Annotated in this window: 17 protein-coding genes; 7 read left to right on the plus strand and 10 right to left on the minus strand. The window is 66.5% G+C overall.

Annotated elements, in window-relative coordinates; translation table 11 throughout:
* Nucleotides 1-33: 33 nt before the first annotated feature.
* Complete coding sequence (gene dbpA, locus ACX9OW_RS03115; RefSeq protein WP_253118808.1) at nt 34-1,410, minus strand: ATP-dependent RNA helicase DbpA; 1,377 nt, start codon at nt 1,408-1,410, stop codon at nt 34-36.
* Nucleotides 1,411-1,479: 69 nt separating this feature from the next.
* Complete coding sequence (locus ACX9OW_RS03120; RefSeq protein WP_053517756.1) at nt 1,480-2,559, minus strand: YeiH family protein; 1,080 nt, start codon at nt 2,557-2,559, stop codon at nt 1,480-1,482.
* A gap of 101 nt (nt 2,560-2,660) precedes the next feature.
* On the opposite strand from ACX9OW_RS03120, the gene ACX9OW_RS03125 reads away from it, so the two are divergent.
* Nucleotides 2,661-3,536 (plus strand): LysR family transcriptional regulator, encoded by an 876-nt coding sequence (locus ACX9OW_RS03125; protein WP_065181327.1) that lies wholly within the window; start codon nt 2,661-2,663, stop codon nt 3,534-3,536.
* A gap of 51 nt (nt 3,537-3,587) precedes the next feature.
* On the plus strand, nt 3,588-5,468 hold the full coding sequence (locus ACX9OW_RS03130; RefSeq protein ID WP_459061912.1) for an ATP-binding cassette domain-containing protein: 1,881 nt from the start codon (nt 3,588-3,590) through the stop codon (nt 5,466-5,468).
* Nucleotides 5,469-5,597: 129 nt separating this feature from the next.
* On the opposite strand, the gene ACX9OW_RS03135 is transcribed toward ACX9OW_RS03130, so the two are convergent.
* Nucleotides 5,598-6,059 carry a c-type cytochrome gene (locus ACX9OW_RS03135; protein ID WP_053517751.1) on the minus strand — a complete coding sequence of 154 codons (462 nt, stop codon included), beginning with the start codon at nt 6,057-6,059 and terminating at the stop codon, nt 5,598-5,600.
* A 9-nt stretch (nt 6,060-6,068) separates the two neighbouring features.
* A complete protein-coding gene (locus ACX9OW_RS03140) occupies nt 6,069-6,461 on the minus strand; it encodes a c-type cytochrome (RefSeq protein WP_053517750.1) in 393 nt (130 codons plus the stop codon).
* 205 nt (nt 6,462-6,666) lie between these two features.
* Between ACX9OW_RS03140 and ACX9OW_RS03145 the strand changes: the two genes are divergently transcribed.
* From ACX9OW_RS03145 to ACX9OW_RS03155, 3 genes are read left to right on the plus strand one after another with little or no spacing between them, the layout of a single operon-like run.
* A complete protein-coding gene (locus ACX9OW_RS03145) occupies nt 6,667-7,812 on the plus strand; it encodes an efflux RND transporter periplasmic adaptor subunit (protein WP_053517749.1) in 1,146 nt (381 codons plus the stop codon).
* Between the two features lie 56 nt (nt 7,813-7,868).
* Complete coding sequence (locus ACX9OW_RS03150; protein ID WP_459062459.1) at nt 7,869-11,330, plus strand: efflux RND transporter permease subunit; 3,462 nt, start codon at nt 7,869-7,871, stop codon at nt 11,328-11,330.
* Nucleotides 11,327-14,404 carry an efflux RND transporter permease subunit gene (locus tag ACX9OW_RS03155; RefSeq protein WP_065181330.1) on the plus strand — a complete coding sequence of 1,026 codons (3,078 nt, stop codon included), beginning with the start codon at nt 11,327-11,329 and terminating at the stop codon, nt 14,402-14,404. The genes ACX9OW_RS03150 and ACX9OW_RS03155 overlap by 4 nt, the downstream gene beginning before the upstream one ends.
* 156 nt (nt 14,405-14,560) lie before the next feature.
* Here the strand turns inward: ACX9OW_RS03155 and ACX9OW_RS03160 are convergent, their stop codons facing one another.
* The 6 genes from ACX9OW_RS03160 to ykgO form a co-directional block, all read right to left on the minus strand.
* On the minus strand, nt 14,561-15,781 hold the full coding sequence (locus ACX9OW_RS03160) for a TraB/GumN family protein (protein ID WP_053517747.1): 1,221 nt from the start codon (nt 15,779-15,781) through the stop codon (nt 14,561-14,563).
* A gap of 4 nt (nt 15,782-15,785) precedes the next feature.
* Nucleotides 15,786-16,316 (minus strand): GNAT family N-acetyltransferase, encoded by a 531-nt coding sequence (locus ACX9OW_RS03165; RefSeq protein ID WP_065175046.1) that lies wholly within the window; start codon nt 16,314-16,316, stop codon nt 15,786-15,788.
* Nucleotides 16,317-16,329: 13 nt separating this feature from the next.
* The gene (locus ACX9OW_RS03170) at nt 16,330-17,217 is read right to left on the minus strand and encodes a carbon-nitrogen hydrolase (RefSeq protein ID WP_053517744.1); all 888 of its coding nucleotides are present in this window, start codon (nt 17,215-17,217) and stop codon (nt 16,330-16,332) included.
* A 164-nt stretch (nt 17,218-17,381) separates the two neighbouring features.
* Nucleotides 17,382-18,419 (minus strand): agmatine deiminase family protein, encoded by a 1,038-nt coding sequence (locus ACX9OW_RS03175; RefSeq protein WP_053517742.1) that lies wholly within the window; start codon nt 18,417-18,419, stop codon nt 17,382-17,384.
* A 39-nt stretch (nt 18,420-18,458) separates the two neighbouring features.
* On the minus strand, nt 18,459-18,788 hold the full coding sequence (locus ACX9OW_RS03180; RefSeq protein ID WP_053517741.1) for a hypothetical protein: 330 nt from the start codon (nt 18,786-18,788) through the stop codon (nt 18,459-18,461).
* Between the two features lie 146 nt (nt 18,789-18,934).
* Nucleotides 18,935-19,060 (minus strand): type B 50S ribosomal protein L36, encoded by a 126-nt coding sequence (ykgO, locus tag ACX9OW_RS03185; RefSeq protein ID WP_005409283.1) that lies wholly within the window; start codon nt 19,058-19,060, stop codon nt 18,935-18,937.
* Nucleotides 19,061-19,257: 197 nt separating this feature from the next.
* On the opposite strand from ykgO, the gene cmk reads away from it, so the two are divergent.
* Nucleotides 19,258-19,935: a (d)CMP kinase gene (cmk, locus tag ACX9OW_RS03190; protein ID WP_053517740.1), complete on the plus strand. Its 678-nt coding sequence runs from the start codon at nt 19,258-19,260 to the stop codon at nt 19,933-19,935.
* 199 nt (nt 19,936-20,134) lie between these two features.
* Nucleotides 20,135-21,814 carry a 30S ribosomal protein S1 gene (gene rpsA, locus ACX9OW_RS03195; protein ID WP_053517739.1) on the plus strand — a complete coding sequence of 560 codons (1,680 nt, stop codon included), beginning with the start codon at nt 20,135-20,137 and terminating at the stop codon, nt 21,812-21,814.
* Nucleotides 21,815-21,819 lie beyond the last annotated feature (5 nt).

A 21,819-nucleotide genomic window follows, 5' to 3' on the forward strand; every position in this document is an offset into this window, starting at 1 on the left:
CGGGCATGGCCCGGCGCTACCTGTCGCTGGGCCTTACATCATCCGTACGCGGAAGCGGCGGCCCTTGATCTTGCCGGCCTCCAGTTTCGCCAGGGCCTTGCTGGCCTGCTCGCGCGCAATCGCCACGTAGGAGCGGGTCGGGAAGATCGCGATCTTGCCGATGAACTTGCCCGACAGTCCTGCGTCGCCGGTCAAGGCGCCGAGGATGTCGCCCGGGCGAAGCTTGTCTGTCTTGCCACCGTCGATGCGCAGGGTGCGCATCGCTGCCTGCGGCAACTCGGCGGGACGTGACGTCGCCAGCGGCGTTTTCTGCCAGTCCAGCGCGTGCCCCATCTGTGCTTCGATCGCTTCGGCGCGGGTCTTTTCGCGGCCCGCCACCAGGCTGATGGCCAGGCCGCTGGCGCCTGCACGGCCGGTACGTCCAACGCGGTGCTGGTAGCTTTCGACATCGGTCGGCAGCTCGTAGTTGATCACCGCCGCCAGCTCTTCCACGTCCAGACCGCGCGCGGCGACGTCGCTTGCGACCAGCACGTTGCAGCTGCGGTTGGCCAGGAGCAGCAGCACTTCCTCACGGTCACGCTGCTCCATGTCACCGTGCAGGGCCAGCGCCGAGAAGCCGAACTGCTGCAGCGAATGGGCGACCTCATCCACGTCCTTGCGGGTATTGCAGAACACCACTGCCGATTCGGGCGTGTACTTGAGCAGCAGGCCGGCCAGCGCCTTCTGCCGATGGGCCGGCTCGACCTCGCAGAACAGGTGGCGGATGGCCGGCGCCTGGTCAGCGCCTTCCACCGTGACTTCAACGGCATCGCGCAGCAGGTCACGGGCAATGGCACGGATGCTGTCGGGGAAGGTGGCCGAGAACAGCAGGCTCTGCCGGTCCTTGTGGGTGCGTCCGGCGATCTCGCGGATGGGCTCTTCAAAGCCCATGTCGAGCATGCGATCGGCTTCGTCCAGCACCAGCGTGCGCACCGCGCCAAGATTCAGCGCGCGCTTGCGTGCCAGCTCCTGCACGCGGCCAGGGGTGCCGACCACCACGTGCGGGTCGTGGCCTTCCAGCGAAGCCAGCTGCGGTCCCAGCGGCACGCCGCCGACCAGCAGCAGCAGCTTCAGGTTGGGGATGCCGGTGGCCAGCTTGCGGATCTGCTTGCCGACCTGGTCGGCCAGTTCGCGGGTCGGGCACAGCACCAGCGCCTGTACGCGGATCAGGCTCGGATCGATCGCCTGCAGCAGCCCCAGGCCGAACGCAGCGGTCTTGCCGCTGCCGGTCGGAGCCTGCGCGATCACGTCGCGGCCATCGAGGATGGCGGGCAGGCTCTGGGCCTGCACAGGGGTCAGGGTGGTGTAGCCGAGGGCATCCAGGCCGGGCTGCAGGGCCGGGCTCAGCGGCAGGGTCGAGAAATCAGTCATGGCGCATTGTACCTGCGCGCGCGGCCGTCCCCGTCTCCCGGGGCAGCGGCCGTATCGGCAGACCTGCGCTCAGTGCAGCATCGCCAGCACGCCCTGGTGGATCGCCAGGCCACCGAACAGCAGCCAGGCGAACAGGAGCAGCGCCAGCAGCAGCGGCTTCAGGCCCGCCTGGCGCAGCGCGGAGACATGGGTGGTCACGCCCAGCGCCGCCATCGCCATCGCCAGCAGCACCGTGTCCAGCTGCACCAGCGCTGCGTGAAGTCCGGCGGGCAGCAGCTGCAGCGAGTTCATGCCGGCCACGGCGACGAAACCGAACGCGAACCACGGCACAACGATGCGGGCCTTGCTGCCCTCGGGCGTTGCCTTGCTGCCGCGTGCCAGCCAGAGCGACAGCACGACCAGGAAGGGCGCAAGCAGCATCACCCGGACCATCTTGGTGATGACGGCGGTATCGGCAGCCGCCTCACCCACGGCACGGCCGGCAGCCACCACCTGCGCCACTTCGTGCACGGTCGCCCCGGTGAACAGGCCGTACTGCCGCGCGTCCATCGCCAGCCAGCCGTGCGACTGCAGCAACGCATACAGCGCCGGATACAGGAACATGGCAAGCGTACCGAACACCACCACGGTCGATACCGCCACTGTTACCTGTGCCGCACGACCACGCACCACCGGCTCGGCCGCCATCACTGCCGCCGCGCCACAGATGGCACTGCCGGCGCCGATCAGCATCGCCGCCTCACGCTCCATCCTGAACACGCGCGTGCCCAGCCAACAGGCCAGGCCAAATGTGCTGGCGACCACCAGCACGTCCATCAGCACGCCGGCGATGCCGACATGGCCGATGTCCTGGAACGTCAGGCGCAGGCCATACAGCACAATGCCGGCACGCAGCAGCCAGTGCTTGGCGAAGCCGATGCCTGCCGCGCTGCGCGGCGCCAGCCGCGGGTAGAGGGTATTGCCGACCGCGATACCGGCGACGATCGCCACGGTCAGCGCGCTCAGGCCATGCGCCTGCAGCCATGGCAGGTCCGCCAGATGAAGCGATGCCGCAGCGAGCAGGGCTGCCAGCAGCAGCCCGGGCAGGCGCGGCTGCCAGCGCTGCCGCAGAACGGGCAGGGACCAGGCGGAGGGGGCGGAGGTGCTCATGGCGGGACCGGTGTGGGGAACGATGAAAAGCGTGCGCCTGCGCCAATGACCTGTAAAACGAATAATATAAGTAGAATCTACCTGCTTTATAGGTAAATGCCATGCGCCTGACTCTGCGCCAGCTACAGGTCTTCGTCGCCATTGCCGACCACGGAAGTACCTCCGCGGCCGGCCAGGCCATCGCGCTCTCGCAGTCGGCCAGCAGTGCCGCCCTGCAGGAGCTGGAGGCGCACTTCGGCACGCCCCTGTTCGACCGTGTCGGTCGCCGCTTGGTGCTGAACGGCCATGGCCGCGCGCTGCTGGAACCGGCCCGCGCGCTGCTGGTCAATGCCGTTGATCTCGAGCGCCAGCTCGCTGCCGGCGGGGACCCCGCGCAGGGGGCACCGTTGCGGCTGGTGCTGGCGGCCAGCACCACCATCGGCAACTACCTGCTGCCGGCGCGCATCGCCGACCTGTTGCGGCAGGCGCCACAGGCGGAAGTCGATCTGCGCATCGACAACAGCGCCGGCGTGGTCGCCGCCGTCCAGCGGCTGGATGTGGATGCCGGCCTGATCGAGGGGCCATGCCACGAGCGGGGTTTGCAGGTGACCGCGTGGCAGCAGGATCCGCTGGTGATCGTTGCCGCCGCCGACGCGGCGGCGCGCTGGTCGCTGGAGGATCTGCGCGCGGCGCGCTGGCTGCTGCGCGAACCCGGGTCCGGCACCCGCGAGGCCGTGGAGCAGGCGCTTCTGCCGCATCTGCGCGGCTTCGCGCAGACCCTGCAGCTGGGCAACACCGAGGCGATCAAGCAAGCCGCGATCGCCGGCCTCGGCGTGGCCTGCCTGTCACGTCACGCATTGGAGGAGCCGCTGGCACTGGGTCGCCTGCGTGTGCTGGATACACCACTACCCGCGCTGCAGCGCACGCTGTGGCTGGTGCGCCACCCTGGCAAGCAATGGTTGCCGGGTCTGCAGGCGTTGCTGGGGGAGGTGGGCTGATCGATCTCCGGGAGCAGCCCGGCCGGCGCCCCCAACCCGTACAATATCCGGATGCCTCTGATTACTCTGCAGAACGTCGACTTCAGCGTCGGCGGCCCGTTGTTGCTGGAAAAAGCCGAACTGTCGATCGAGCCGGGTGAACGCATCGCCCTGATCGGCCGCAACGGCGCCGGCAAATCCACCCTGCTCAAGCTGCTGTCCGGCGACCACAAGCCCGATGATGGCGAAGTACGCGTCCAGCAGGGCGTCCGTGTGACCCGCCTGGAACAGGAAGTGCCGCACGGCGCGGCCGGCTCGGTGTTCGACGTGGTGGCCGATGGCCTGGGTGAGCTGGGCCAGTGGCTGGCCGAGTTCCACCACCTCAGCCATGCCGACGAGTTCGACGGCGATGCGCTCGGCCGGGTGCAGGCCAAGATCGACGCGGCCAATGGCTGGGGTCTGGACCAGCGCGTGGCCGAGACACTGACCAAGCTCGACCTGGATGGCGATGCGGAGTTCGCGCGCCTGTCCGGTGGCATGAAGCGCCGCGTCCTGTTGGGCCGCGCGCTGGTCTCCAGCCCGGACCTGCTGCTGCTGGACGAGCCGACCAACCACCTGGACATCGAAGCCATCGACTGGCTGGAAGCATTCCTGAAGGGCTGGAGCGGCAGCGTGGTGTTCGTCACCCATGACCGCCGCTTCCTGCGTGCGCTGGCCACCCGCATCGTCGAGATCGATCGCGGCCAGGTCACCAGCTGGCCCGGCGACTGGGCCAACTACGAACGCCGCCGCGAAGAGCGCCTCAACGCGCAGGCGCAGGAGAACGCGCGCTTCGACAAGCTGCTGGCACAGGAAGAAGTGTGGATCCGGCAGGGCATCAAGGCGCGCCGCACCCGCGATGAAGGTCGCGTGCGCCGGCTGAAAGCGATGCGCACCGAACGGTCGCAGCGACGCGAGCTGAGCGGCAATGTCCGGATGGAAGCGGCACAGGGCGTGAGCTCCGGCAAGAAGGTCATCGACGTCAAGGACATTTCGTTCGCGTTCGGCGACCGCACCATGGTCCGCGACTTCACCACCACCATCCTGCGCGGCGACCGGATCGGCCTGATCGGCCCCAACGGCAGCGGCAAGACCACTCTGTTGAAGCTGCTGCTGGGTGAACTGCAGCCGCAGAAGGGCGAGGTCAACGCCGGCACCAACCTGCAGGTGGCCTATTTCGACCAGTATCGTGCCGTGTTGCGCGAAGACTGGAGCGCCATCGAGAACGTGGCCGAAGGCCGTGATTTCCTCGAGTTCAACGGCAAGCGCAAGCACGTGCATGCCTATCTGCAGGACTTCATGTTCACGCCCGAGCGCGCGCGCGCGCCGATCACCCGGCTGTCCGGTGGGGAGCGCAACCGCCTGCTGCTGGCCAAGCTGTTCGCGCAGCCGTCCAACCTGCTGGTGATGGACGAACCTACCAACGACCTGGACGTGGAAACGCTTGAACTGCTGGAAGAGCTGCTCGGCGAGTACACCGGCACGCTGCTGCTGGTCAGCCACGATCGTGATTTCATCGACAACGTGGTGACGTCCACGCTGGTGATGGAGGGCGACGGCGTGATCGGCGAGTACGTTGGAGGCTATACCGACTGGCAGCGCTACGCGGCCAGTACCGCAGTGGCAGCAGTGCCCGCCGCTGCCAGGCCGGCGGCAGCGGCTGCGCCTGTGGCTGCCGCGGAACCTGCCGCGGCCAAGCGCAAGCTCAGCTACAAGGAAGCGCGCGAACTGGAGCAGCTGCCGAAGACGATCGAGAAGCTGGAAGGTGACGTCGAAGGCCTCACCTCAGCGATGAATGATCCCTCGTTCTACACCCGCAGCAGCGCCGAGGTGACGGCACACACGCAGCAGCTGGCCAAGGTGCAGGCCGAACTGGACGCCGCGTACGCGCGCTGGGAAGAGCTGGAAGGCTGATCGTTGACCGACGCTGGCGGTGCGAGGGTAGCGCGGGGCCATGCCCCGCGGGCGCACAGCGCGGGCTTCTGGCGTTCCGCCGGGCATGGCCCGGCGCCAGGGATGCAAGGGCGCCACGGCGCCCTGATCCTATTTGACCCCGTGCAGATCCCGCAGCTGGCTTGGCCGGCTGCCGAAGTACGCCGCCAGGTCGGCGATGTCCTGATCGCTCAGGTCCGTCGCCTGCGGCGTCATCAACGCGTGCTGGCGGTCGCCGGAACGGTAGGCCTGCAGCGCATGCGCGAGGTAATCACCGTACTGCCCACCCAGTTTCGGGTAGGTCGGATCGATCGGGGCGTTGCCGTCGGCACCATGGCAATCGATGCAGCTCTGGTTGGTGGCCTTGCCCTTCACCTTGGCCCGGGCTTCACCGGCAGCCTCACGGCCGGTGGGCAGGCCTGCCGACGATGAAGAGCCGTGCTCGCCGCTGGCATGGCCCGGATCGGCGGCGGATTTCTCGCTGTTCTCCACCTGTGACTGCGAGCAGGCCGCCAGCAGCAGGGCGACGGACAGGGCGATGGCATGACGCAGTGGATGCGCGGCTTTCGACATGGGCGGGCCTTACTTGACGGTGGACAGGTAAACAGAGAGATCGGCGATCTCCTGTTCGCTGAAACTCATCGACTGGGCCTGCATCGTCGGATGCCGGCGCTTGCCCTGGCGGTACTCGGTCAGGGCCTGGGTCAGGTACTGCTGGGTCTGGCCACCGATCTTCGGTACCCGGTAACTCGGGTAGGCGTTCTTGTAACCGGTGATGCCATGGCACCCCTGGCAGGTGTAGGCCAGCACCCGGCCATTGTCGTAATTGCCGGCAGGTGCGGCGGCGGCAGCAGCGGCGGGTGCCGGGGCTGGGGCGGGTGCTGCGGTCGTGGTAGCTGGAGCGGGCTGTGCGGCGGCCCCGAGGGGCAGGAGGACGGCCAGAGCGAGACAAGCGGCGAGCGGCTGCGGGCGCATGATGTCGTTTCCGGGGATTCGGGTCTGGTCGTTCCGGCGTGGGGTACGGAACGACCCGAGTATAGCCTCAGGTTTCATCTAGCTGAAATGGGGGTGGGCCGACCAGCGGCGTGAAGACACCATGACCTTTGGGATATGGTGTTGCCGTGAAGTGGTGCATTACTTTGCTACCACACCTGCCCACGCATCCTCCAGGGACCTGACGATGTCGCACCCAATCTTCCTGCATGGTCGCCGCAGCGGACTCTGCGCCGCCGCCCTGCTGATCTCCACCACGCTGATGCTGGGCGGTTGCGCCGCGGGCCCCAACAGCGAGGCCAAGGCCGCCGAAACCAAGGATGAGAAAAAAGTCGAGTCCGTGCCGGTCGAGGTCGCGGTGGCCAGCCGCCGCGCGGTGGCGGCCAGCTACACCGGCACCGCCGCGCTGGAGCCGCGCGCCGAGTCGCAGGTGGTTGCCAAGACCTCTGGCGTGGCGCTGGCGGTGCTGGTCGAGGAAGGCCAGCGGGTCAGCGCGGGGCAGCCGCTGGTGCGGCTCGATCCGGACCGCGCACGCCTGGCGGTTGCCCAGAGCGAGGCACAGATGCGCAAGCTCGAGAACAACTACCAGCGCGCACAGAAGCTGGTCGGCCAGCAGATGGTCAGTGCCGCCGACGTCGACCAGCTGCGCTTCGATCTGGAAAACGTGCGCGCGCAGTATCGCCTGGCCACGCTGGAGCTGTCGTACACCACGGTGGTCGCACCGATCTCCGGCGTGATCGCCTCGCGCTCGATCAAGACCGGCAACTTCGTGCAGATCAACACGCCGATCTTCCGCATCGTCGACAACTCGCGCCTGGAAGCCACCCTCAACGTTCCCGAACGCGAGCTGGCAACGCTGCGTGCCGGCCAGCCGGTGACCCTGTCGGCGGATGCACTGCCGGGCCAGAGCTTCACCGGCATCGTTGATCGCATCGCACCGGTGGTGGATTCGGGCAGCGGCACGTTCCGTGTTGTCAGTGCCTTCGACGGCACTGCCCATTCCCTGCAGCCGGGCATGTTCGGCCGGATCCGCATCGATTACGACCAGCGTGCCGACGCCCTGGTCGTGCCGCGCCTGGCGCTGCTCGACGATGGTGAGCCGGCGGTGTTCCGGGTGCGCGACGGCAAGGTCGCGCGCGTTCCGGTCAAGCTGGGTTACGCCGAGGGGCCATGGGTGGAGATCCGTGATGGCCTGGCGGCCGGAGACCAGGTGGTCACCGCGGGCAAGGTCGCGCTGCGCGACGGCACCGCCGTGCAGGTGATCGCTGATCCGAAGGCGAAGACGGCGACGGCCTCGGCCAAGCCGGCAGACAAGGCCGGGAGCCGGCAATGAGCCATCCTGACCACGACCACGGTGCTTCGCCCCACGGCGAAAGCGCCGCCGCCGGCATGCGCGGCGGCCTGGTGGAGTTCGCTACCCGCCGCCGCGTCACCATTGCCATGTGCACGGTCACCCTGCTGCTGTTCGGCCTGATTGCGCTGGGCAGCCTCAAGGTCAACCTGCTGCCGGACCTGAGCTACCCGACGCTGACGGTACGCACCGAATACACCGGTGCGGCACCGACCGAGATCGAAACCCTGATCACCCAGCCGGTGGAAGAAGCCGTGGGCGTGGTCAAGAACCTGCGCAAGCTGAAGTCGGTCTCGCGCACCGGCCAGAGCGATGTGGTGCTGGAGTTCGCCTGGGGCACCAACATGGACCAGGCCAGCCTGGAAGTGCGCGACAAGATGGAAGCGCTGAACCTGCCGCTGGAGGCGAAAGCCCCGGTGCTGCTGCGCTTCAATCCGTCCACCGAGCCGATCATGCGCCTGGTGCTGTCCAGCAAGGCGGCCCCGTCCAGCGATGCCGACGCCATCCGCGAGCTGACCATCCTGCGCCGCTACGCCGACGAGGATCTGAAGAAGAAGCTGGAACCGGTCACCGGCGTGGCGGCGGTCAAGGTCGGCGGCGGCCTGGAGGACGAGATCCAGGTCGACATCGACCAGCAGAAGCTCGCGCAGCTGAATCTGCCGATCGATACCGTCATCAAGCGCCTGAAGGACGAGAACATCAACATCTCCGGCGGTCGGCTGGAAGAGGGCTCGCAGCGCTTCCTGGTGCGTACCGTCAACCAGTTCGCCGACCTGGAGGAGATCCGCAACCTGCTGGTCACCACCCAGGCGTCCAATGGCAGCGCGGCAGACTCCGCGCTGCAGCAGATGTTCAACATTGCCGCCTCCACCGGTTCCGCTGCGGCCATCGCCGCAGCCTCGGCCGCACAGAGCGCATCGTCCGGCGGTGGCTCCAGCGTGGTTGCCAATGGCATTCCCGTCCGATTGAAGGACGTGGCCACCGTGCGCCAGGGCTACAAGGAGCGTGAAGCGATCATCCGCCTCGGCGGCAAGGAATCGGTCGAGCTGGCGATCTACAAGGAAGGCGACGCCAACACCGTCGCCACCGCCGAAGCGCTGCGCAAGCGTCTGGAGCAGATCAAGGGCACGTTCCCCGGCGATGCCGAACTGACCACCATCGAGGACCAGTCGCGCTTCATCGAGCATGCGATCAGCGACGTCAAGAAGGATGCGGTGATCGGCGGCCTGCTGGCGATCCTGATCATCTTCCTGTTCCTCCGCGATGGCTGGAGCACGTTCGTCATCAGCCTGTCGCTGCCGGTGTCGATCATCGCCACGTTCTTCTTCATGGGCCAGCTGGGTCTCAGCCTGAATGTCATGTCGCTGGGCGGCCTGGCGCTGGCGACGGGCCTGGTGGTGGACGATTCGATCGTGGTGCTGGAGAGCATCGCCAAGGCGCGCGAGCGCGGGCTGGGCATCCTGCAGGCCGCGATCGAAGGCACCCGCGAAGTGAGCATGGCAGTGGTCGCCTCCACCCTGACCACCATCGCGGTGTTCCTGCCACTGGTGTTCGTCGACGGTATCGCCGGCCAGCTGTTCCGCGACCAGGCGCTGACCGTGGCGATCGCCATCGCCATTTCGCTGCTGGTATCGATGACACTGATTCCGATGCTCAGCTCGCTGAAGGGGCGGCCGCCGCTGGCGTTCCCCGAAGAGCCCGCCAGCGAGGCGTGGCAGCCGCAGCGTCGCTGGCAGAAGCCCGTTGCAGCCGGCCGTCGTGGCTTCGTCGCTGCGGTGCGCTGGACCTTCTATGCGCTGGCCTGGCTGGTGGTGCGTGCCTGCCGCGGCGTTGCCGCCGTGATCGGTCCGGTCATGCGCAAGGCCAGCGATATCGCGATGAAGCCCTATGCGGGGGCCGAACGTGGCTACCTGCGGCTGTTGCCGAGCGCGCTGGCGCACCCCGGCAAGGTGCTGGGCCTGGCCGCGCTGGCGTTTGCAGCCACCATGGCGCTGGTGCCGATGCTGGGCGCCGACCTCATCCCGCAGCTGGCGCAGGACCGCTTCGAGATGACCGTCAAGCTGCCGGCCGGCACGCCGTTGAAGCAGACCGATGCACTGGTCCGCGAACTGCAGCTGGCGCACGGCAAGGGCGATGGCGTGGCCTCGCTGTACGGCGTCAGTGGCAGCGGTACCCGGCTGGACGCAAGCCCGACCGAGAGCGGTGAGAACATCGGCAAGCTGACCGTGGTGATGGAAGGCGGTGGGGATGCGCGCACCGAAGCGGCCATCACCGAGCGCCTGCGTGGCACCATGGCCGGGCACCCCGGCGCGCAGGTCGACTTCGCGCGGCCGGCACTGTTCAGCTTCTCCACCCCGCTGGAAATCGAACTGCGTGGTCAGGACATGGCCACGCTGGAGCAGGCTGGCCAGCGGCTGGCTGCCCTGCTGCGCGGCAATGCGCACTACGCCGACGTGAAGTCGACGGTGGAGGAGGGCTTCCCGGAGATCCAGATCCGCTTCGACCAGGAGCGCGCCGGTGCACTGGGACTGACCACCCGCCAGATCGCCGACGTCGTGGTGAAGAAGGTGCGCGGCGATGTGGCCACCCGCTACAGCTTCCGCGACCGCAAGATCGACGTGCTGGTACGGGCACAGGAAGGCGACCGGGCCAGCGTGGAGAGCATCCGCCGCTTGATCGTCAACCCGGGCAGTACCCGTCCGGTCACCCTGGACGCCGTGGCCGACGTGGTGGCCACCACCGGTCCGAGCGAGATCCACCGTGCCGATCAGACCCGTGTCGCGGTGGTCTCGGCCAACCTGCGTGACATCGATCTGGGCGCGGCCATGCGCGAAGTGCAGCAGATGGTCGCCGAACAGCCGCTTGGTGCGGGCGTCGGCCTGCATATCGGTGGCCAGGGCGAGGAACTGGCGCAGGCGGCAACGTCGCTGATCTTCGCCTTCGGACTGGCGATCTTCCTGGTCTATCTGGTGATGGCGTCGCAGTTCGAATCGCTGCTGCATCCGTTCGTGATCCTGTTCACCATCCCGCTGGCGCTGGTCGGCGCGATCCTGGCGCTGATGCTGACCGGCAAGCCGATCTCGGTGGTGGTGTTCATCGGCCTGATCCTGCTGGTGGGACTGGTCACCAAGAACGCGATCATCCTGATCGACAAGGTCAACCAGCTGCGCGAGGCCGGCGTGGCCAAGCACGAGGCGCTGGTGGAAGGCGCGCGCTCGCGCCTGCGTCCGATCATCATGACCACCCTGTGCACGCTGTTCGGCTTCCTGCCACTGGCGGTGGCGATGGGCGAGGGCGCTGAAGTACGTGCGCCGATGGCGATCACCGTGATCGGCGGCCTGCTGGTCTCCACCCTGCTGACCCTGCTGGTGATCCCGGTGGTCTACGACCTGATGGATCGCCGCGGCGACGCCTACTACCGCGAACGCGGCCGCAAGCACGCCGGCGACGGACTGCGGATCGCAGAAGGTGGCCGCGTCGGCGGCGAGGAGCCGGCATGAGTGTCGCCGAGTTCTCCATCCGCCGTCCGGTCACCACCATCATGTGCTTCGTATCGCTGGTGGTGATCGGCCTGATCGCTTCATTCCGGCTGCCACTGGAGGCTCTGCCGGACATCTCCGCGCCGTTCCTGTTCGTGCAGATTCCGTACACGGGCTCGACACCGGAAGAAGTGGAGCGGACCATCATCCGGCCGGTGGAAGAGTCATTGGCAACGATGACCGGGATCAAGCGCATGCGCTCCTCGGCCACGTCCGAAGCGGCGCTGATCTTCATCGAGTTCAGCGACTGGGACCGTGACATCGCCATCGCCGCTTCGGACGCGCGCGAACGTATCGATGCGATCCGCAGCGACCTGCCTGACGACCTGCAGCGCTACAACGTGTTCAAGTGGTCCAGCAGCGACCAGCCGGTGCTGAAGGTGCGCCTGGCCAGCACCACCGACCTGACGACCGCCTATGACATGCTCGACCGCGAGTTCAAGCGGCGCATCGAGCGCATTCCGGGCGTTGCGCGCGTGGACATCACCGGTGCACCGCCGAATGAAGTCGAGATCGCGATCGATCCCAACCGGCTCAACGCGCACGGGCTGAGCATCAACGAGCTGAGCGAACGGTTGCGCACGCTGAACTTTTCGATCTCGGCCGGGCAGATCGATGACAACGGCCAGCGTGTGCGCGTGCAACCGGTCGGCGAGATCACCGACCTGCAGGAACTGCGCGATCTGGTGATCAACGCCAAGGGCCTGCGGCTGGGTGACATCGCCGATGTGCGGCTGAAGCCGGCGCGGATGAACTATGGCCGCCGCCTGGATGGCAACCCGGCAGTGGGCCTGGATATCTTCAAGGAGCGCAGCGCCAATCTGGTCGACGTCTCGCGCGCGGCGCTGGCCGAAGTCGAAGCGATCCGCGCACAGGCCTCGATGCGCGATGTGCAGATCAAGGTCATCGACAACCAGGGCAAGGCGGTGACCTCCTCGCTGCTGGAGCTGGCCGAAGCCGGTGCGGTGGGCCTGATCCTGTCGGTGACGGTGCTGTTCTTCTTCCTGCGCCACTGGCCGTCCACGCTGATGGTGACGCTGGCCATCCCGATCTGCTTCACCATCACCCTGGGCTTCATGTACTTCGTCGGGGTGACGCTGAACATCCTGACCATGATGGGCCTGCTGCTGGCGGTGGGCATGCTGGTGGACAACGCCGTGGTGGTGGTGGAGAGCATCTACCAGGAGCGCGAGCGCATGCCGGGACAGCCACGGCTGGCCTCGATCATCGGCACCCGCAACGTCGCCATCGCGCTCAGCGCCGGCACTCTGTGCCATTGCATCGTGTTCGTGCCGAACCTGTTCGGCGAGACCAACAACATCAGCATCTTCATGGCACAGATCGCGATCACCATTTCGGTATCGCTGCTGGCGTCTTGGCTGGTTGCGGTCAGCCTGATTCCGATGCTGTCCGCGCGCATGGCCACGCCCAAGCTCGTGCACTCGCAGACCGGCCTGATCGCGCGCCTGCAGCGGCGCTACGCGCAGGTGCTGGACTGGTCGCTGCACCATCGTGGCTGGAGCCTGCTGGGCATCGTGCTGGTGGTGGCCGTCAGCCTGGTGCCGATGAAACTGACCAAGGTGGACATGTTCGGTGGTGAAGGTGGCAAGGACATCTTCATCGGTTACATGTGGAAGGGGGCCTACACCTACCGGCAGATGTCCGAGGAAGTGGCGCGGGTGGAGAACTGGATCGACGAGAACCGTGAGCGCCTGCACGTCAAGCAGGTGTACTCCTGGTACAGCGAGCAGGAAGGCAGCTCGACGGTCGTCACCCTGGACGAGAAGTACGCCAAGGACATCAAGTCACTGCAGGAGGAGCTGCGCAAGGGCCTGCCGAAGTCCGCGCGTACCGACTACTTCGTCGGCAACCAGGGCGGTGATGGTGGTGGCGGCAACCAGGGCGTGCAGGTGCAGTTGATCGGCGATTCCAGCAGCATGCTGCAGGAAATCGGCCAGGAAGTGCTGCCCCTGCTGGCCCAGCGTGCGGAGCTGCGCGACGTGCGCATCGACAATGGCGAGAAGGGCGGTGAACTCAAGGTGCGCGTCGATCGCGAGCGTGCCGCCGCCTTCGGCTTCAATGCCGAGCAGGTGGCCAGCTTTGTCGGCCTGGCATTGCGCGGTGCACCGATGCGCGAGTTCCGTCGCGGCGACAACGAGGTGCCGGTCTGGGTGCGCTTCGCCGGAGCCGAGCAGAGCAGCCCGGAAGACCTGGCCGGCTTCAGCGTGCGTACCGGCGACGGCCGCAGCGTGCCACTGCTGAGTCTGGTCAGCGTCGATGTCGGTTCGTCCGCCACCCAGATCGGCCGAACCAACCGGCAGACCACGCTGACGATCAAGGCCAACCTGGCCGAGAAGATCACCGCACCGGACGGACGCAAGGCGATCGAGGCCGTACTCAAGCCGATGAGCTTCCCGGCCGGCTATGGCTACACCTTCGATGGCGGCGACTATGGCAACGATGACGAGGCGATGCAGCAGATGGTGTTCAACCTGCTCATCGCGTTGGTGATGATCTACGTGGTGATGGCGGCGGTGTTCGAATCGCTGCTGTTCCCGGCGGCGATCATGAGCGGCGTGCTGTTCTCGATCTTCGGCGTGTTCTGGCTGTTCTGGATCACCGGCACCTCGTTCGGAATCATGTCCTTCATCGGCATCCTGGTGCTGATGGGCGTGGTGGTGAACAACGGCATCGTGATGATCGAGCACATCAACAACCTCCGGCGCAGCGGCATGGGGCGTACCCAGGCCCTGGTGGAGGGCTCACGCGAGCGCCTGCGCCCGATCATGATGACCATGGGAACGGCGATCCTGGCGATGGTGCCGATTTCGCTGACCAACACGCAGATGTTCGGCGACGGCCCGGAGTACGCGCCGATGGCCCGTGCCATCGCCGGTGGACTGGCGTTCTCGACCGTGGTCAGCCTGCTGTTCCTGCCGACGATCTACGCGGTGCTGGACGACCTGCGCAATGCCGTGACGCGGCTGATCCGCCGCGCGCGCGGCCTGGAAAAGGTGGCGGCAACGGCCGCCTAGCGTCGAGCTTGCCCGACTACGGGGAACGACAACGTGTTGTGGTGTGGGGAGGCCGGTCGTAGTGGGGCGGCCTCCCTTTTTTTTCGCCGGGCATGGCCCGGCGCTACCATCACCGCCACACGGTATCGCCGGGCCATGCCCGGCGGGGCGTTGCAATCAACCTGCGACCTTGCCCCACACCTGGAAGCCGGTCAGCCACAGGCCGAGCATGCTGCCGAGATTGGTCAGCATGAACGTCAGCACCACGCGGGTGACCCGATTGCGGTACCAGCCCTTCAACGACTGTGCATCGTCGCGCAGCTGCAGGAAATCCTGGTACGCCGGCTTGCGCAGGCGTGCCTCGACCAGCGCCGAGAACGCGCCGGTGGGAATGCTGAGCCGGAACGGCTTGAACGGGGCGACCACGATCGCCGTGAGAATGCTCAGCGGGTGACTGCCGGCCAGCAGACAGCCGAGGCCGGCCAGGCCGCCGGTGTACATCGCCCAGGTGGCCAGCAGTTCGGTGCCCACGCCCAGGCCTCCGCGGTAGAAGCCGACGGCGATGCCGGTGATGACGATGGCAAGGATGCCCAGCGTGAACCACGGGATGTTGCGCTTCTTCGGCACGGCTTCGAGTTCGGCGCGCAACGGTGCCGGTGCATCGGTATCCGTTTCGAGGTATCGCGCCAGGCCTGCCAGATGGCCGGCGCCGACCACCGCCAGGACTTCGCGCTGCCGCGGGTCGTGTTCTTCGCGCAGGCGCGTGGCCATGTAGCGGTCGCGCTCGCCGATGATGGTTTCGTACAGCGCGGGATTCTCGGTCGCGAACTCGCCGAAGCTCGACTCCAGCATGTCGCCCTGCTTGAGCTTCTCGATTTCGTTTTCGCCCACCTCTTCCGATGAGAACAGGCCGGCGCCCAGGCCCGCAACCAGCTTCAGCTTGCCGAAGAAGCCCAGCCGCTGCGAGGCGCGGCGGAAGGTCAGGCCCACCTCGCGGTCGATCAGGTGGACGGGCAGGCCGCGCTCACGCCCCAGTTCGACGGCGCGCTTCAGTTCCGCACCCGGCTCGATGCCGAGCTGTTCGGCCAGACGACGCTGGTAGGCGGAAAGCGCCAGGTTGGCGGCGAACAGGGCAACGCGACCCTTGCGGATCACCTCGACCAGGTCCAGCTTGGCCAACGTGTCCGGATCGCTCAGGGCCTGCAGGCGCTGGGGGTCCAGTTCGACCGCGACGGCATCGAAGCGGCCGCTGTTGATTGCTTTCTCCACCGCCTCGACGCTGGCGTGGGAAACGTGGGCGGTGCCCAGCAGGGTGTAGCGCACGCCGTCGCGTTCAACGACGCGCACCGGCTGGCCGGCGAACAGATCGTCGCCGGTCTCGGGAAGGATTTCTGTCATGGAGTCATTCATTGGAAGGTGCGGTGTCGGCGCCGTCGCCGAGCGCGCGTTGCATCTGCACGGTGTCCAGCCAGCGGCCGTGCTTGCGGCCGAGGCCGCGGAACACGCCGACCAGCTCGAAGCCGAAACGCTCGTGCAGCCTGATCGAAGCGGTATTGGTCGGTTCGCCGATCACCGCCACCATCTGCCGGAAGCCACGTGCGACGCATGCGTCGATCAGCGCCTGCAACAGGCCGGTGCCGACGCCCTGGCCTTGGAACCGTGCATCGACATAGACCGAGTTCTCCACGGTCCACTGGTAGGCAATGCGCGTGCGGTAGGTGTTGGCGTAGGCGTAGCCGGCGACCTGGCCGTCGATCTCGGCGACCAGATAGGGAAAACCGCGGTCGATGATGTCGCGCATGCGGCGCAGCATCTCGGCCTGGTCCGGTATGTCGTACTCGTACGTGTTGACGAAGTCGGTCACTTCGACCGCGTAGATCGCGGTGATCGCGGCGATGTCGGCCGGGCCGGCATCACGGATGAGGACGGCCATGCGCGGCTCCGGTTCAGTCGATGTAGCGCTTGAGCAGATCGCCGTAGGCATCGATGCGGCGATCGCGCAGGAACGGCCAGATGCGGCGCACGTGCTCGCTGCGCTGCAGGTCGACGTCGCATACCAGCACAGCGGCATCGGTGCCGGCTTCGGCCAGGAACTCGCCCTGCGGGCCGAGCACGTGGCTGTTGCCCCAGAACTGGATGCCCGACGCGCCCAGCGGCGAGGCCTCATGGCCGACGCGGTTGCAGCTCAGCACCGGCAGGCCGTTGGCGACGGCATGGCCACGGTGGCTCAGTACCCAGGCATCGCGCTGGCGGGTCTTCTCGTCCTGCACGTCGTCCGGGTCCCAGCCGATCGCAGTCGGGTACAGCAGCAGCTCGGCGCCGGCAAGCGCCATCAGGCGCGCCGCCTCCGGATACCACTGGTCCCAGCACACCAGCACGCCCAGGCGGCCCACCGAGGTGTCGATCGGGGTGAAGCCGATGTCGCCCGGGGTGAAGTAGAACTTCTCGTAGAAACCCGGATCGTCCGGGATGTGCATCTTGCGGTACTTGCCGAGCAGGGTGCCGTCCTTCTCGAACACCACCGCGGTGTTGTGGTACAGGCCGGCGGCGCGGCGCTCGAACAGCGAACCGACCAGCACCACGCCATGCTTCTTCGCCAGCGCACCCAGGCGCTCGGTGCTCGGGCCCGGGATCGGTTCGGCCAGATCGAACTCGTCAACCGACTCGTGCTGGCAGAAGTAGGGGCCGTTGTGCAGTTCCTGCAGCAGCACCAGCTTGGCGCCCTGCGCTGCCGCTTCGGCCACGCGTGCCTCGATCACCGCCAGATTGGCGGCGGCATCGCCGTGGTTGCGCTCCTGGATCAGGGCGACGGTAAGCGGGCTGCGCGAGTTCATGCGGGTGTTCCTGCGGGGGAAAACCCGCATGTTAGCGCGTATGCGATGCCGCAGCGTGTCGGCCGCTGAACAGGTGCACGCAGCCGGTATCGCCGGGCCATGCCCGGCGTACGAACCGAATGCCGCTGTGCTCGCCGGGCGTGGCCCGGCGCTACCGCATCGTGCTACGCCTTCAGCAGGCCTTCCGGCAGCTGCATGGTGATGCAGTGCAGGCTGCCGTTCTGCCAGATCAGCGAGCGGCAGGGCACCTGGACGATCTCGCGGCCCGGATGGGCCTTGGCCAGCACGTCGCGGGCCAGATCGTCGGCCGGATCACCGTACGCCGGCATCAGCACCGCGCCGTTGACGATCAGGTAGTTGGCGTACGAGGCCGCCAGGCGGCGGCCTTCGTCGATCACCGGCTGTGCCCACGGCAGCGGGAACAGGCGGTATGGCTGACCGTCACGGGTGCGCAGCGCAGCCAGTTCCCTGCCCATCGCCTGCAGCTCGGCGTAGTGCGAGTCGTTCTCGTCGTCGCAGGCCTGGTAGACGATGCTGTCCGCCGAGGCGAAGCGGGCGAGGGTATCGATGTGGGCATCGGTATCGTCGCCTTCCAGGTAGCCGTGGTCGAGCCACAGCACGCGCTCCTGCTGCAGCCAGTCGGCGAGGTCGGCGCTCAGGCTGGCGCGGTCACGATCCGGGTGGCGTTCGTGCAGGCACTTCCAGGTGGTCAGCAGGGTACCTTCACCGTCGGTTTCGATGGCGCCGCCTTCCAGCGCGAACGGGATGCTGCGCACCGGCGCGTCGTTGAAAACGCCGGCCTGGTCGAGCGCGCCCACCAGCTGATCGTCGAGGGTGGCATCGAACTTGCCGCCCCAGCCGGTGAAGCGGAAGTCCAGCAGCTGGAAACCGCCGTCGGCACGTCGCAGGGTGATCGGGCCCGAGTCGCGCAGCCAGGTGTCGTCGTAGGCCGCCGTGGTGAAGTGCACCCTGTCCATGTCGATGCGGTTGGAGCGCAGCCGCATTTCGGCATAGGTCTCCACATCGTCATCGGCCACGCAGATCAGCACCGGCTGGAAGCGGGTGATCGCTGCAACCAGTGCGATATAGGTTTCCTCCACCTGTCCCAGGCGGTCGGCCCAGTCGGTATCGGCGGTGGGCCAGGCAATCAGGACGCCGCTCTGGGCTTCCCACTCGGCAGGAAAACGAAGGGTCTGGTTCATGGTCTCGCTACACAGGCCCGCCCGGGGCGGGTAAAGGGGTCAACGGATCGGCGGTTTCGGGCCGATTTCGTTCGGGTCCGCCTGGTTGGCCACCACGTCGATCACCTTCTGCTTCTCGAAGTAGACAGTGAACTGTGGGTACACCCAGCGGTTGATGGTCGGCCATTGCCGCTTCTGCCCGCCGCGCGGCTGCAGCTGCTCGCTGGGCGCACCGAACTGGCTCTGCACCTGCTGCATGGACTGGCCACGAAGGGGCAGGGCGCCGGCCGGCTTCTCGCGGGCGCGGTCGACAAGCAGAGTGTCGGCCAGGGCCGGCGTGGCGGCAGCCAGAGTGGCCAGCACGGCCAGGGTGGACAGGTAACGCTTCATCTCGATCTACTCCCCAGTGGTCAAGAAAGGCGATTACAGCAAAATCGGCAGGAAAAAGCCGCATAAACAAAAAACCGCCCGAAGGCGGCTTTTTGCATCGGGTCGGTCCCGCGCGGGACCAGCCGCAGCCACGAAGGCTGTTGGGCTCAGCGCTGACGCGCCTTGAAACGCGGGTTCGACTTGCAGATCACGAAGATCTTGCCACGGCGACGGACGACCTTGCAGTCACGGTGACGGGCCTTCGCCGACTTCAGGGAGGACAGGACTTTCATGGCATACCTCGGCGTAAACAGTAGTTGTTCGGGTGGAGCGTGGCCGCGATATGCGAAAGACAATCGGCAGTTGACGCTCGTTCAAGCCCGCCATTCTACCGGGCTTTTCCTCATGGTTTCAAGTGGTTGCACAAAAGATCCGTCGCGGGGTGTCTGGCAGGGGCTAGAATGCCCCCTTCACACGTACTGGGACCCCCATGAATCCACTCGCTCCCGTCCTGACCATCGACGGCCCATCAGGGGCCGGCAAGGGTACCATCAGCCGCATCGTGGCGCGCCGGATGGGCTGGCATTACCTGGATTCAGGCGCCCTGTACCGGGCGGTGGGCGTGGCCGCCAGCTGGGCCGACATCGATACCTCCGACGCCTCGGCACTGGTGCGGTGCACGTTCGATACCCATGTTCAGTTTGTTGAACAGGGTGACGCGATGCGGGTCCTGGTCAATGGCAGCGATGCCACCGACGAACTGCGGCTGGAGACCACCGGCGCGCTGGCGTCGGCCATCGCGGCCATTCCCGAAGTCCGGGCGGCCCTGAAGGAGCGGCAGCGCGCATTCAGGGAGCTGCCGGGCCTGGTCGCGGACGGTCGCGACATGGGTACGGTGATCTTCCCGGATGCCCCCTACAAGGTGTTCCTGACCGCCAGTGCCGAAGAGCGCGCCGAGCGCCGGCATAAGCAGTTGAAAGACAAGGGGGTTTCTGTTAACTTTGATGACCTCCTGCGCGAGATCATGGCCCGCGACGCCCGTGATGCTCAGCGTACCGTGGCGCCCCTGAAGCCGGCAGACGATGCCGTCCTCATCGACACCACAGGCATCGGCATCGCAGATGTCGTTGCCCGAGTGATGGATCTGCTTCCGGTTCCGGCTGCCTGATCCGTTCGCGCGGGAGCACTGCCAGCCGCATCGGTGGTGGTCGCGCAATAGCAGTGCTGTACAAGCTCCGTCGCGCAATGATGCGTGGCGGTTTTCCTACTTCACACACGACCTGCTTTTCCGGGGTCGACCAACAGGCGGGCGGTCGCCCATCCCCGAAGGGACGCCACCGACCCATGTGTCCAACAGAGTAAATCTAATGACCGAATCATTTGCCGAACTGTTTGAAGCCAGCCAGGCCAATCTGGCCAAGCTGAAGCCGGGCGCCATCGTCAGCGGTACCGTTGTTGAAGTCCGCGGCGACGTCGTGGTGATCAACGCTGGCCTGAAGTCCGAAGGCATCGTGCCGATCGAACAGTTCCGTAACGACGCTGGCGAGATCGATGTCGCCGAAGGCGATATCGTCAAGGTCGCCCTCGACTCCATCGAGAACGGCTTCGGCGAAACCGTCCTGTCGCGCGAGAAGGCCAAGCGCGCGATGGTGTGGGACGAGCTGGAAGAAGCGTTGGAAAAGAACGAAACCATCACCGGCCGCATCAGTGGCAAGGTCAAGGGTGGTTTCACCGTGGACATCAAGGATGTCCGCGCCTTCCTGCCGGGTTCCCTGGTCGATGTGCGCCCGGTGCGCGATCCGGCCTACCTGGAAGGCAAGGAGCTGGAATTCAAGCTCATCAAGCTGGACCGCAAGCGTAACAACGTCGTGGTCTCGCGCCGCGCTGTCGTCGAAAGCGAGCACTCGGAAGAGCGCGAGCAGCTGATGGACAAGCTGCAGGAAGGCGCGATCCTGAAGGGTGTCGTCAAGAACCTGACCGACTACGGCGCGTTCGTGGACCTGGGCGGTATCGACGGCCTGCTGCACATCACCGACATGGCATGGAAGCGCGTGCGCCATCCGTCCGAAGTCGTGAACGTCGGCGACGAGCTGGACGTGCGCGTGCTGAAGTTCGACCGCGAGCGCAACCGCGTTTCGCTGGGCCTGAAGCAGCTGGGCGAAGATCCGTGGGACAACATCGCCCGTCGTTACCCGGCCAACAGCCGCGTCTTCGGCAAGGTCTCCAACGTCACCGATTACGGCGCGTTCGTCGAGATCGAGCCGGGCGTCGAAGGCCTGGTGCACGTCTCCGAGATGGATTGGACCAACAAGAACGTCAACCCGTCCAAGGTCGTGCAGGTCGGTGACGAAGTCGAAGTGATGGTGCTGGACGTCGATGAAGAGCGTCGCCGCATCTCGCTGGGCATGAAGCAGGTTGCCGCCAATCCGTGGGAAACCTTCGCTGCCACCCACAAGAAGGGTGACAAGGTGTCCGGCCAGATCAAGTCGATCACCGACTTCGGCATCTTCATCGGCCTGGACGGTGGCATCGATGGTCTGGTCCACCTGTCCGACATCAGCTGGAACACCACCGGCGAAGACGTCGTTCGCAACTTCAAGAAGGGCGATACCCTGGACGCCGTCGTCCTGGCCGTCGACCCGGAGCGCGAGCGCATCTCCCTGGGCGTGAAGCAGCTGGAGCAGGATCCGTTCGGCCAGTACATGGCGGCCAATCCGAAGGGCTCCAAGGTCGAAGGCGTGGTGAAGGAAGTCGACGCCAAGGGCGCCGTGATCGAACTGGCCGACGGCATCGAAGGCTACGTTTCGGCTCGCGACATCGCCAACGAGCGCGTTGACGACGCCACCCAGCACCTGAAGGTCGGCGACAAGGTCGAAGCCAAGTTCGTGGGCATGGACCGCAAGGGCCGTACCCTGCAGCTGTCGATCAAGGCCAAGGACGACGCGGAAATGCGCGAAGTGCTGGAGGAATACCAGTCCGCTTCGGGTGGCACCACCCAGCTCGGCGCGCTGCTGCGTGCCCAGCTGAACGGTAGCAAGTCCGAGTAATCGGG

It is taken from the genome of Stenotrophomonas genospecies 5, from assembly GCF_054473825.1.